Below are 12,302 nucleotides of genomic sequence, written 5' to 3'. Positions count from 1 at the left end.
AAATTGGGACGTATTCTCCGCTTATAAAGCCAGTTTAGGCTTTGTTTGGGCTTAAAATTTGTTTAAGTCCCGTTAGGGCGTTGATGGTTGTCACCGCTAACCAACTAAAAAAGTATCCAATCGCCCCATACCTAGCTAACCAGGGATAATTGTTCAGCAGCCGCACTGTGTAGTTGGGCGTTCCTCCTGCCATCTCTGGCCACTTCCTGCCCAAACTTTGCATCTGAAAGTTCAGCAGCATCGCCACGATTGTTGCTGGCAACCAGACGAATATAGCTTGAGGCCCAAGAGCGGCGTGTATGGCCGGTGCAGCGCTAATCCATAGCAGATGACCCGTAAGTCCGAACCCCCAAGTTTCCAGTGTCGTTAGGGTGGGCTGGAGACGCATGGGCGATCGCCTATTAAGATTTTCTGTTGGCGAAGGCTGAGTTGGTTCTGAATGGTAGCCGTTTGCTGGCTGGTGTCGGATGTCTGTCGCCATTAATTTTACCTAATTACATTTTATTTTTGACTTCTGAATTAAGCTAATTTCGCTTTCTTTTACCCCTATTGAATTTGCCCTGCTTTAATTTATTTCCTAAATTTCTGCTTGAACAGTGACTGAATATCTTCCTCGTCGTCTACCACCATTACTTTCATTTTTTTAACTCCTTAATTTCGGCTATTTTTTTGGGCAATATGATGATAAACTCTGTGTAATTTCCTACTTCGGTTTCGACTTTTAGTTCTCCGCGATGTTGTTGGACTATAACATCCTGACTAATAGAAAGACCTAAACCCGTACCTTCTGCTGGTGGCTTTGTAGTAAAAAAGGGATTGAAAATTTTATCGAGTACCTCTGGTTTTATACCTGGGCCATTATCGCGAATGCGGATTTCAATCGCGTCACCAAGATTTCGAGTTCTCACGTCAAGCAGCGGTGAAAATACTTCTCCCATTTGTTGTTTCTTTTTATAGGCTGCATAACAAGCATTGCTAATAATGTTAAGAAAAACCCGGCCGAGGTCTTGTGGCACTACATTTACTTCGCCAATATCATTGTCGTAATCGGTTTCAATGGTAATGTTAAAAGCAGCTTCCTTGGCGCGCATCCCGTGATAGGCTAGATTGATATATTCAGCGAGTAAACTATTTATATCCGTAGCTTCCCACTGTCCGCTTTGTCCGCGAGAATGCAAAAGCATATTGCCAACAATTTTGTCGGCTCTTTGACCGTGTTGAGTAATTTTTGTAAGATTGGCTTTAAGATCGGTTAACAACTCGGCAATATCCTCACTGGTTTTGGGATCTAAACGTTCTGCTTGATTTTCAATTTTTTCAAACAGTTCTTGGGTTAATTCAGCAGAAAGTTCTGAGAAATTGTTGACAAAGTTCAATGGGTTTCTGATTTCGTGGGCAATCCCTGCTGTTAAACTTCCTAGAGAAGCTAGTTTTTCTTGGACAACAATCTGATTTTGCATAGCTCTAAGATTTGCTTCTATCCGCTGGCGATCTTCAATCTCATTCTGCAATTGCTGCACAGTATGGGTGAGTTCAGATGTACGCTCTTCAACTTTGATTTCTAGTTCCTCATTAGCTTTTTGTAGAGATTCTTGGGCTTGCTTGCGATCGCTGATGTCGCGCAGAATCACCACATATTCTTGCATACCTTGATTTGAAAGCGAAGCGTCTTGGGAGAATCGGTCAGAGATGGCAACTTCCAGGATACGCGAGTCTTCAGTGGGCAGGTTCAGGGTTTGTTCGCTGCGGCTGAGCCACCGTTCTGGCTGATTTGCCAATCCGGGGAGTAGTTTGTTCAAGTGACGCCCGATTAATTGACCAGTGCTTAACTCAAATAGACGTTCAGATGCTGGGTTAGCCTGACGAATCATCCCATTTTCATCCAGCACTACAATGGCGTCTATGGCAATTACAAACAGTTGTTCCGCCGCCTCTCGTGCCTCGTCCATTGAGACAACTTGGGGTAAGCTCGTCCAGCAGGCAACAGCCACCCCGACAAAAGTGACTGTCAAGATCAGCACTGCCAAAAGATTAGAGCCAACACTAGAGTTGGCATCTAATTGGGATCTAAAAACCCAGCCAAGACAGAGGGCGCTACAGACTAACAAAATCAGGACTACAACCTGAAACGCCACAAAATCTTCGATCTGGCTCTTGCGCCTGGTCCTATAATGCCGAATCCACCAGGCCCGATGGAAGGGCGCAAAGGAAATGCGACGGATAGCCGCATCCACTGCCAAAATAGCTACAGGAAACAGCAAGCCGATCGTCACGTCTTGCCAACTCCAGTTCAAGCCTCCGACCACCAAAACAACTGCATCGAACACGAAAAAGCCTGCCGCCCACCAAGGCCATCGCACTTCTGGCGATCCTCGCCGCAGCCAGAGTCCCAGATACAGTGCCATCATAGTAATCAGGTAACTAGCACAACCGATCACCACGATCCTGGTGACATCTCCCCAAACCAGACCGATCAAACCGAGTAAAAGGGAAAATACCAGGGCCGGTTCCAGGACGCCCCGTCTGGAGATAAAAGCGAAGACGGGTGAAACGTGCCCGTCTAGAGCGAGTTGGTACAAGATGCGCGGAGAGTTGGAAACGCAAGTGGCGGAAGAAAGAAGACTGCTTGAGGCGAGCAGGAGTGTGACGATCAATGAAGCTGAAGTGCCCCAGAATGGTGAGGCTGCAGCTAATAGGTTCTTAAACGAGTCATCGCCCAATCCTGGAGAGGTTGCTAAGCGCATCAGTATCCAGGAACTCCCCAGATACACCGGTGGAATCAGCCAAGCGGTTAAGCTCAGAACCCTCAAAGTTTCCCCTGGACGGCGGCTCTCGGCGACAAACGAGGAAGCCGTTTCACAGGCGCAGGCACCGTAGACCGCAAAAAATGACCACTTGGCCCAGTCAACAAAGCTTAAAGTTGGCCAACTGGTGGGGAAAAATCCGGGGCTATCTGGGGAGAGAGCTAACCATCCTATGCCTTGAATGGTAAACACCAGTAGGAATCCAACTGCCGGGATAATGAAAAATGAGTGCAGGATCGCTAAGGCGCGGCTGCCGCTAAATGCCAAAATGTAAGCGATTAGTGTGAATCCAATTCTTAGCAACGTTTCCGGACAGGCAATGCCCAAGGGTTCTAGGTTGGCTTCGATCAGCGCCGTAAGGACGATCGCGTTTACTGACGGATATACTGCCCAGGCCGCGAAGTAGGCGATCGCCGCATACCGACCCAGAAACGGATAGTTGCTCAGCAGCCCGGTTATATAGTTGGGTGTTCCGCCTGACATTTCTGGCCACTTTTCCCCTAAGCGTTTCACTTGCAGGTTCAGCATCACCCCCACCAGTACGGTGGGCAGCCAGACGAAAATGGCATTTGGCCCGAGGGCCGCGTGCATTGCCGGTGCAATGGCAACCCATGCGATATGACTACTCATACCGAAGCCCAGCGTTTCAAGGGGACTCAGAGTTCTTGGCAGGCGCAGGAGCGATCGCTCATTGAGATTTTCTCGTAGAAAAGGCTGAGTTGGTTCTGAGTGGTAGCCGTTTTCCGGCTGGTGTTGGATGTCTGTCGCCATCAATTTTACCTATATATTTTTTGGATATTGCAGTCGCTACCCGATGTTCGGCTTTATAGAGATCAACTTTTTTCTATTAAGTATTTTTACTATTCTTAAATTTTGGCAAAGCTGCCTTGAACAGTCAACCATGAAAATCTATCTCAATGTGTCTTCAATATTACCAGGACTTACGCAACTGTCACAGCTCGGTGTACCAGAACCAAAAAATTAGACAATAAACATCGAACAAGAAGTTTTAGTTGCTCAATTAAATAACTTAATAGCAGCCCGTGTTTAATTTGATTTATTGTTTTACCATTTTTATTGCCTAAAGTTTTGAGCACCTACGCCACACAAGTTCATGACAAGCAATATGATTTGTTTGAATTCTAGCTTGACTGGAGTGGCAAGATTTTCTCCCGGTTAAGTGCTTGATTTCCTTAGCAAATTGCTCTATTTTCCAACCAATAGCACACACATTAGTGTACGTTATTCGTGCGCTTATTATTGAGTTTGGTCGTTAGTCGCGACTGTCAGCTTCTCAGTGATCCGGACTGGTTAAGGTGATGGGTAAGGGCGTGAACACGCCCTCACCATGTGTCAGGGGCTTTAGTGCTGTAGTTATTAGTGGGGTGCGCCGAGGCGCAACTTACTACTACAGATAATGTAAAAACAGAAGGAATGCAGCGTAAGTCTTGTTCTTTCCTCTTCCTTCTTCGTTCTGACTTCCGAACTTACGCAAAAAATGGTTCAATCGGCTATTGGTAGAGGCTCTGTGCGCCGAGGCGCACCCTACAAATAGAGTTTGTGCGTTTAGGAGTGTTCCCTCTTCCTTCTTCCTTCTCAATAAAAAACCCCGGTTTCTTCAAGAAACCGGGGTTTTTCCTACCAACTAAGAGAGGAGTCAAAACTTCACAGGTAGCGGTTGCCGGAATTCTGCATTTCTCGCACAACCCTCTAAACCAAACTACGGGCAAATTATCGTTGCAGCTTCTTTAAAGCTGTCTCATTTCCTCTTCCAGCACCCGAACCAAATCTTGGTTCCCACTGGATCTCGCTACTTCTATGCGGTGCATCAGTTGCTTGTGAATGTTAGCGCGGTGGGTTTCTGCTACTTTTTTTACGTTTTGACGATTTGTGTTCATGGTGGACGTTCCTTATATTAAATTTGGTGTACCTGCTACTTCTCTAATATAGCGCTAAATTCCAAAAAGTATCTAAATTTACAAAAAATTTACAGTTGTTGACCGATCGACCAAACTCCTGTATAAGATTGGTCATAAGTCAATAGCGATATCTTGACAATAAAAAAAAAGGCAGAACGCTAGAGCTGCAGAAGGACAAAAGCTAGAGCTGCAGAAGGCTAGAGCTGCAGAAGGCAGAAGGCAGAAGTAGAAATTCTCCCCGTCTCACAACATTTACTCAAAGGGTAAGGTACTTATGACGTACCCAACATTTACTCCCAACTCAAAACTTGCTTCAGCGCCTCTACCAACTGCTGAAGGTGTGCGAACTCGTGAGTTGCCATCAGTGAAATCCGAATTCGACTCACGCTTACAGTCGGAGGCCGAATCGCCGGAGCAAAAATACCCATCTCCTTGAGTTTGCTGCCGACTGTTAAAGCGGAGGCTGCATCTTTTAACGGAAGACTGAAAATAGGGGAGAGAGAATTGCTAATTGGTAATTTGTGATTGGTAATCGCGCAATATTTGAAAGTTTCGATATTTTGTCGCAACCGAACTCGGCGTTCTGGTTCTTGCTGTACAATCCTCACAGCTTCCAAAGCAGCCGCCGCATCAGCAGGCGTCAATCCTGTAGTATAAATCCAAGTCGCAGCTCGATTACGCAGAAAATCAATTAAAGCAGCAGAGCCCGCAACGTAACCACCTAAACTTCCCAAAGCTTTGCTGAGTGTCCCCACTTGAATCAGTGGTGTTCCCGTACACCCGAAATGTTCTGCACAACCAGCACCGCTAGCACCGAAAACTCCTGTAGCGTGAGCTTCATCTACTAATACCATGCAGTTAAAGGTTTCGGCCACAGCCAACAACTGCGGCAGCGGACACAAGTCCCCATCCATGCTAAAGACGCTATCGGTAATAATTAAACACTTGCGGTATCTTGGGCGATTTTGCTCTAGCTTGGCCTTTAAATCCTCAAGATTGCAGTGATTGTACTCTAGGACAGTTGCACCACTGAGTGTGGCTCCGTTTTTCAGGCTCGAATGGTTGTACTTGTCAGATAATATCAAATCGCGCTTGCCGACAACGGATGCGATCGCCCCTAGATTCGCCAAATATCCCGAACTGAATACTAAAGCATCTTCAGTTTGTTTTAAATTAGCAATAGCTTGTTCTAGCTGTCGGTGTAAATCACGGTGTCCGCTGACCAACCTCGAACCCGTCGAACCCGTACCAAATTCCTTAGTTGCAGCCATAGCAGCTTGAATTAACCTGTCATCGTTGGCAAGTCCCAGATAATCGTTGCTGGCAAAGTTAATCAGGCTGTGCCCTGCTAACTTTACCACAGGCCCGGGGCCACTATCGATCGATAGTGGCGATCGATACCAATCGGCACGGTGAACTGTGTCCAGGGCCTTCTCTATCCAAGCGTAAGGGTCTGCGTTCATATTGGAAAGCGATCAGGTAATACGTTATATTAGCTGGTGATCAGTTCCTCCCTCTCACAGAAGCATATGCCACTCACTAAAAAATACAGATTAGTCACCCGCAGCGATTTTGACGGTCTTGTCTGTGCCGTTTTGCTCAAAGAACTCGATATGATCGACGAGATTAAATTCGTGCATCCTAAAGATATGCAGGATGGGAAAATCGAAATAACAAATAACGATATTAGCACCAATTTACCCTATGTTGAGGGAGTTCATCTAGCTTTCGATCACCATTTCAGCGAAACTCTTAGACACGAGAAAATCAAAATTAACCACATCATCGATCCCTATGCAGCTTCAGCAGCTAGGGTACTGTACAAATATTATGGAGGCCAAGCAAAGTTTCCTGATATTTCTGAGGCGATGATGGCGGCAGTTGACAAATCTGACTCGGCTCAATTTACCAAAGAAGAGGTTCTGCATCCGGAAAAATGGGTGCTGTTAAACTTCATAATGGACGCCCGAACAGGCTTGGGAAGGTTTAAAGAATTTACAGTTTCCAATTATCAGTTAATGATGCAGTTAATCGATTACTGCAAAAATCATACCATCGAGGAAATTTTGCAGCTTCCTGATGTAAAAGAAAGAGTAGACCTCTACTTCGAGCAAGAAGAAAAATTTAAAGAGCAAATACAGCGATGCGCCAAAGTTTATAATAATTTAGTTGTTTTGGATTTGCGTAACGAAGAGGTGATTTATGCGGGGAATCGTTTTGTAATTTATGCTTTGTTCCCCGAGTGCAATATATCGATTCACGTACTTTGGGGACTGAAACAACAAAATACTGTTTTCGCAGTTGGTAAGTCAATCTTTAACAAAACTTCTAAAACTAATATTGGGGAGTTAATGTTAAGATATGGCGGCGGTGGGCACCAGAATGCCGGAACTTGTCAGATTGAGAACGATAAAGCTAGTCAAGTTTTGAAAGAGTTAATTGCCCAGATAGAGCAAAATGGTTAAATTGGCTTTATCTTTTTTGCAGTCAGGACTTGAGTCTTTGATTATTTATTTTAATTTTCAGCACTAAAGTCCTTACTACAAAGGGGGAGTTTTAGGACTGAAGTCCTTACTGCAAACGGGAGTTTAGTCCTCAAGGTTTTGATCGGGCGGCTTCTGGGCATTGAGATTTTCTGAACTGTTGCCTTTGGCTGGTGGCAAATGGTCTACCAAACCCATCTCAAAAGCGATATCCGGCAACTCATCAGCGTTATATTTTCCTGGCTCAAACAATCGCCCTGGAGTAAAACAAGGCTGTTTCAATCGTACCACTTCCCCCGGTGAAAACATTCCCCTAAACATTTTGCGTTCGAGTCCCATAATTTCTGCTCCTAAAACAACTTTCGCATTAATCTTAGCAATTTTTGAGCCGCAGCTTCCCAATTAAATAAATCCGCCGTCTCTCTAGCTTTTTGAGCTACCTGAAAACGCATCGGGTCTTCAACAATTTTTCGCAACTGTTCGCGAACAGACTGAACATTTGGTTGTGCCCAATGAGGAGCATTTCTGATTTTTAGAGACTGAGTATCATAACACTTTCCGACGGGAATTAGATCGTAAGCAATGGGATAGCAGTTATCAGGATTGGCGTAGTCAGTCGGACCGCCGTACATAGTCATAGCGACGGGCAAACCTGCAGCAAAGGCATCCAAAATTTTAATCGCAAAACCCTCTCCGCGAAAGGGAGCTAAAAAAGCATCGGCTGACAAGTATAAATCAGCTAGTTCTGCTTTAGTACAAAATTTAGGCTTTACCTGAACTTTTGACTTGAACTTGCCGAATTGTTTTTCGATATTTACGAGATGTTCCACTATAACATCAGGAGTTTTGCCACCATCTTTGATAATTAACTCTACGTTAGAATCATCTTTAAACTCTTCATAAAAAGCTTGAATGGCTAGATCCGTGCCAAATCTATACAAATCAAAAGAATTGGTCATGTGCAGAATATACTTTACATCTTTTTGGGTTTTTTGCGGTCTGGGCAAATAGAGTTGCGAGATTAAAGGATTGAAACCTAGAGGCATGACTGATACTCTGTCAGCCGGACATCCAGCTTTTATTAAAACGTTTTTAGAATATTGGCTGACGGCTAGTTTGTGGGATAAGTTATTGACAGCATCGTAAATCCAGTAATCATAATCATCTGTGTTTTGGGCGAATTCGTAATTGATCGCAAAAAGTTCTAAGTTGAGATGACCGTTGAGTTCTTTTAAAAAATAAGGTTTCCAGTAATGAGACCATTTTATGTGAAATAAATCTGATGGTGCGGTGTTCATCCATTTCTCTAGCAGGTCGTTTTCTTCGGGTGTGGAATTGCGGGTTAGGTGAGAGGCAATTGTCGAAGGTTCGACTGAAATAGGAACTCCCATTTGGTCTAAAGTTTTCGCCAGAGATAGGGTAATGTCGGCGAAGGAGTTAAAGTGTTGAAAAGCCACGTTAAAGTGAACCATACTTATTAGTTATTAGTTATTGGTTATTATATCGAATCCGCGCTTCATTGGAATTATTCATGTCTCTGTTCTCTTCCTCTGCGTTCTCTGCGTTCTCTGCGGTTTAATCATTCCAATGCAACTGGAATTGAGATTAGTTATTAGTTATTGATTATGGGAGGCAGAGCCTCCGATTATGTATTCCCGGGCGGAGCCGGGGAACAAGGCTGGAAGACTAAAATACCAACAAATAACAACTAATAAATAACAACTAACTAATAACAACTAACTAATGATCAATGACTAATTGGCCGATCGCACTAAAATGACTGTACAGTCGCACCCGCGCGCCACAGCTTCCGGGATGTTCCCGTGAATCACCTGCTTCAGCAGCCCTTCGCGGCTAGCTCCCAGGACGATCGCATCGCACTGATCGTTCTGAGCCAAATCAATTAAAGCATCAGAAACCGATTTAGCGCAAACCGAAGTCGCTATTATCGAACAGCTAACCCTGCGCTTGATAAACTCCGCTGCTTCCTTTAATTCCCCCCTATCAGGTTCTGCAACAGAAGGCTGGTGAACCTGACACAATTTAATCTCCGGTACAGCACTCGCAGCCACCAAAGCCGGTAGCAGCCGCAAAGCGGCAGCTTGCTTGTAACTGCCGCGAATAGGTACCAACCAGCGGTGCAAACCCATCAGCGTGTACAGCCCCAATTCTGGCCCTGGAATGTCTGAATTCGGCGGGGAAAGTTCCGTCTCTGGAGTCGCGGATGAATCTGAAGTGATCGCCAATGCGGAATGATCTGGGCCGTCAACTCCTTCGGGATTTAACTCCCATTCTATAGACGCATATTTGGGCCCGCTGAAAGTGACGGAAAACTCATTTTTCTTGCGTTTTGCTAATAGTTTTTCGCTCCACTTCACCAAAACCACCTCACAGCCAGCTTGCCGAATTACGGTATCGACAACATCGCCAAAAATGCGTCCTTTTGTGGAAAATTCGCCTTGCCAGCCCATCAAAATTAAATCGATATGTCGCTCCCTAATAGTCTCCAAAATCGCGTTAGGCACGTCGTGAGCTACCCGTATTTGGGTGTGTACCGGCAAGTTCCAATTGCGAACAATTCGCTCGGCTTGTTGTAGCAGGCGGCGGCTTTTGGTTGTTCGCACTGCGCTTTCTGAAGGGGAACTGTTGCGCGGTACTAAGATGATTTGCAGGCATTCTAATTCGTAATTACGATCGCGCGCAATGGCCGCGGCCAGCCGCAGCAAAGCGGGTGCTGTTTGGGGGTTGGAAAGCGGCACTAATAAGCGGCCGTTTCCGACTTGCGGAGCCCTGGTTTGATAGACAACATAGGAAGGTTCTGGATGCGGGCCCTGGGTTGTTTCTCCGCTGAGGCGATCGGATTCAACTCGGATAATGTCGCTGCGGGTAATAATTCCCACCAAACGGCGGCCTTCTATGACGGGCAAGCGGCTGATATTGTAGTTGTTGAGCCTGTACAATACCTCGCTTAAAGTATCCCTTGCTCTGACTGCGATCGGGTGTAGAGTCATAAATTCTTTGAGCAGCGAGTCTCCGGAAAAATTGCGCTCGCTGGCATTTGCCAAATCGGTTTGACTGACAATTCCGACTAATTTGCCATCTTCAACGACTGGAAATCCTCGGTGGTGCGATCGCGAAAAAGCCTGCATCACTTCATCGAAAGTCAGCAGACTTGAAAGAGTTTCAACTCGGCGCTGCATCACGTCATCTGCGTGCAAGTCGCTCAAAGTATTGCTCGCAGCTTTTGCCTTTGTCAGTTGAATGCCGTTAAACTCCAAAAGGCGATCGTACAAAGAGCCACTGTCCACCTTTTCCGCGACTAAATAAGCAACTACAGAACAGATCATCAAAGGCAGCACTAATTTGAAATCCGCCGTAATTTCAAACACAATCACTACCGCAGTAATCGGCGCCCTAGAAACCGCACAAAAAAACGCTCCCATTCCTGCCAAAGCGTAAGTTACTGGCAAACCGACACCCAGGAAATCTGCCTGCACAATGCCCACCATATGACCGAGTGCAGAACCGAGAACTAGGGCAGGGGAAAATAATCCTCCCGGAGCTCCAGAAGCAGCGGAAATAATTGTCAGAAAAAAGTGGGCGACAAAAGCAATTAAACTTGTTATCCCGCTTGCTTCACCGGTCAGCAGGAACTCCCGCAAACCCGTATTGTTGCGGAAATTTTCTGGGAGAACAGCTATTACTGAACCGCAGATTATACCAGCTAGAGCCATTCGCGCCGGCAAAGCTAATTTGAGCGATCGCCTGTTAAATTGCAAACTAGCAATAATTCCTTTCGTGAACAAAGCTCCCAGCAATCCCGCTAAAACTCCTAACAGTATATAAAACGGGATTTCCTGAGCATCAAAACTGGTGTGGTACGCGCGAAGGTTCAAACTTAAACTATCGCCGCCCAAAAGCTGCGAGACAACTGCACCGATAAATGAAGCGATAATTGCAGTCCCTAAAGTCAATCCCGAAACGTCGTGCAGCAGTTCTTCAACTACAAACAAAACTCCTGCAATGGGAGCATTAAAACCAGCAGCCAATCCCGCAGCAGCACCGCAAGCAATCAATTGTCGGCGGTAGTCTGGGGAAGTTGGCATCAAGTGACCTATCCAGCCGGCCAAAGATGCTCCTATTTGGACAGTCGGGCCTTGCCTTCCTAAAGTTAAACCGGAACCAACTGCTAAAATAGTCGTCAGAAGTTTGGCTACAGCTACTCGCAAATCTAAGGAAAGATTGACTCCGCCAAGAGCAGCTTTGACGTGAGGAATGCCACTGCCTGCAGTTTCGGGAGCAAAACGCTCAACCAAGAAACCTGTCAGCAACCCGCCGCATAAACCGACGCCCGGCAGTAATATCCAAGCTGGAATTACTGTCGAGGTAGCAACTCGCCAACTGCCCAGCCATCCGACTCCTGATTTGAGCAAAACCCCAGCGAGTCCTGAAATTAAACCGATCAGACAAGCTTCAAAAATGGCTAGGCGTTTGGGCCGTAAAAAAAGTTGAGATTTGATGACCCTGGAAGGTTCCCTAAATTGTTTAGGGATAGTTATGTACGGCATAAATAGCGTAGATGACCTGAGAATTGTCTGCTCGATCGCACTTTAGCGAAAAATCGTTCGGCTTGGCAAAATATAACTAATTTTTAACCGGACGTTCACGCAGATTAACGTTGATTAATTCTATATGTTTATAGAACCCATTTGATATCTTGCGATCGAAAGCTCATAGGAGTCGAGGAACTCACAGCAGTCGATTTACCATAACAAGTACCGAAAAACTACTTCCTTAATTTGTTGAGATTCACTTTGCTGAGGATTCTTTCGCCCATTTGGCCTCTTCAATTCCTTCAACACAACAACCCTCAAAAGTCAACCCTTAACCGCCCTCCGGGCCAAATATCCGACTTTTCCGACTTTTGGGAGTTGAAGATCCGACTTTTCCGACTTATACAAACAGCCGCCGGCAGAAATAATAGAGATAGCGAAAGTCAAGCCGCGATCGCTTGGGTTCTATAGAACCCATTTGAGATCTTTTTAATGATCGAGTAAAATCAGCAAGATAGAGAGCAATTTAAGCAGGTCAGGGCT

Annotated in this window: 8 protein-coding genes; 1 reads left to right on the top strand and 7 read right to left on the bottom strand. The window is 45.6% G+C overall.

Annotation, left to right across the window (positions count from 1 at the left end):
- Positions 1 to 34: 34 nt before the first annotated feature.
- The 4 genes from QUA04_RS26285 to bioF all read right to left on the bottom strand — a co-directional run bounded on the left by QUA04_RS26285 (position 35) and on the right by bioF (position 6,186).
- Complete coding sequence (locus QUA04_RS26285; protein ID WP_333262822.1) at positions 35 to 481, bottom strand: hypothetical protein; 447 nt, start codon at positions 479 to 481, stop codon at positions 35 to 37.
- Between the two features lie 154 nt (positions 482 to 635).
- Positions 636 to 3,575, bottom strand: coding sequence for an ATP-binding protein (locus tag QUA04_RS26280; protein WP_333262819.1), 2,940 nt, complete (start codon positions 3,573 to 3,575; stop codon positions 636 to 638).
- 977 nt (positions 3,576 to 4,552) lie between these two features.
- Positions 4,553 to 4,702: an arginine synthesis PII-interacting regulator PirA gene (gene pirA / locus QUA04_RS26275; RefSeq protein WP_172185012.1), complete on the bottom strand. Its 150-nt coding sequence runs from the start codon at positions 4,700 to 4,702 to the stop codon at positions 4,553 to 4,555.
- A gap of 311 nt (positions 4,703 to 5,013) precedes the next feature.
- On the bottom strand, positions 5,014 to 6,186 hold the full coding sequence (gene bioF, locus QUA04_RS26270; RefSeq protein ID WP_333262815.1) for an 8-amino-7-oxononanoate synthase: 1,173 nt from the start codon (positions 6,184 to 6,186) through the stop codon (positions 5,014 to 5,016).
- Between the two features lie 66 nt (positions 6,187 to 6,252).
- On the opposite strand from bioF, the gene QUA04_RS26265 reads away from it, so the two are divergent.
- Positions 6,253 to 7,188, top strand: a complete 936-nt coding sequence (locus tag QUA04_RS26265; RefSeq protein ID WP_333262812.1) for an exopolyphosphatase — start codon at positions 6,253 to 6,255, stop codon at positions 7,186 to 7,188.
- A gap of 123 nt (positions 7,189 to 7,311) precedes the next feature.
- Here QUA04_RS26265 and QUA04_RS26260 read toward each other — a convergent pair whose 3' ends face one another.
- The 3 genes from QUA04_RS26260 to QUA04_RS26250 all read right to left on the bottom strand — a co-directional run bounded on the left by QUA04_RS26260 (position 7,312) and on the right by QUA04_RS26250 (position 11,774).
- Positions 7,312 to 7,545 (bottom strand): hypothetical protein, encoded by a 234-nt coding sequence (locus QUA04_RS26260; protein WP_333262809.1) that lies wholly within the window; start codon positions 7,543 to 7,545, stop codon positions 7,312 to 7,314.
- Positions 7,546 to 7,556: 11 nt separating this feature from the next.
- Positions 7,557 to 8,678, bottom strand: a complete 1,122-nt coding sequence (locus QUA04_RS26255) for a glycosyltransferase family 4 protein (protein WP_333262806.1) — start codon at positions 8,676 to 8,678, stop codon at positions 7,557 to 7,559.
- Between the two features lie 282 nt (positions 8,679 to 8,960).
- Positions 8,961 to 11,774: a chloride channel protein gene (locus tag QUA04_RS26250; protein ID WP_333262803.1), complete on the bottom strand. Its 2,814-nt coding sequence runs from the start codon at positions 11,772 to 11,774 to the stop codon at positions 8,961 to 8,963.
- Between the last annotated feature and the right edge of the window lie 528 nt (positions 11,775 to 12,302).

Origin of the sequence: Microcoleus sp. S13_C5, assembly GCF_036700845.1 — a bacterium.
Lineage (GTDB): Bacteria > Cyanobacteriota > Cyanobacteriia > Cyanobacteriales > Microcoleaceae > Microcoleus.
Note: the sequence above shows the minus strand (reverse complement) of the source record. Positions and strands in the feature narration are given on the sequence as shown.

Bases quoted from the DNA above. Each gene is read 5' to 3' on its own strand.
- QUA04_RS26255 (WP_333262806.1), bottom strand. From the start codon at position 8,678: ATGGTTCACTTTAACGTGGCTTTTCAACACTTTAACTCCTTCGCCGAC.
- bioF (WP_333262815.1), bottom strand. From the start codon at position 6,186: ATGAACGCAGACCCTTACGCTTGGATAGAGAAGGCCCTGGACACAGTT.
- QUA04_RS26265 (WP_333262812.1), top strand. From the start codon at position 6,253: ATGCCACTCACTAAAAAATACAGATTAGTCACCCGCAGCGATTTTGAC.
- QUA04_RS26285 (WP_333262822.1), bottom strand. From the start codon at position 481: ATGGCGACAGACATCCGACACCAGCCAGCAAACGGCTACCATTCAGAA.
- QUA04_RS26280 (WP_333262819.1), bottom strand. From the start codon at position 3,575: ATGGCGACAGACATCCAACACCAGCCGGAAAACGGCTACCACTCAGAA.
- QUA04_RS26260 (WP_333262809.1), bottom strand. From the start codon at position 7,545: ATGGGACTCGAACGCAAAATGTTTAGGGGAATGTTTTCACCGGGGGAA.
- pirA (WP_172185012.1), bottom strand. From the start codon at position 4,702: ATGAACACAAATCGTCAAAACGTAAAAAAAGTAGCAGAAACCCACCGC.
- QUA04_RS26250 (WP_333262803.1), bottom strand. From the start codon at position 11,774: ATGCCGTACATAACTATCCCTAAACAATTTAGGGAACCTTCCAGGGTC.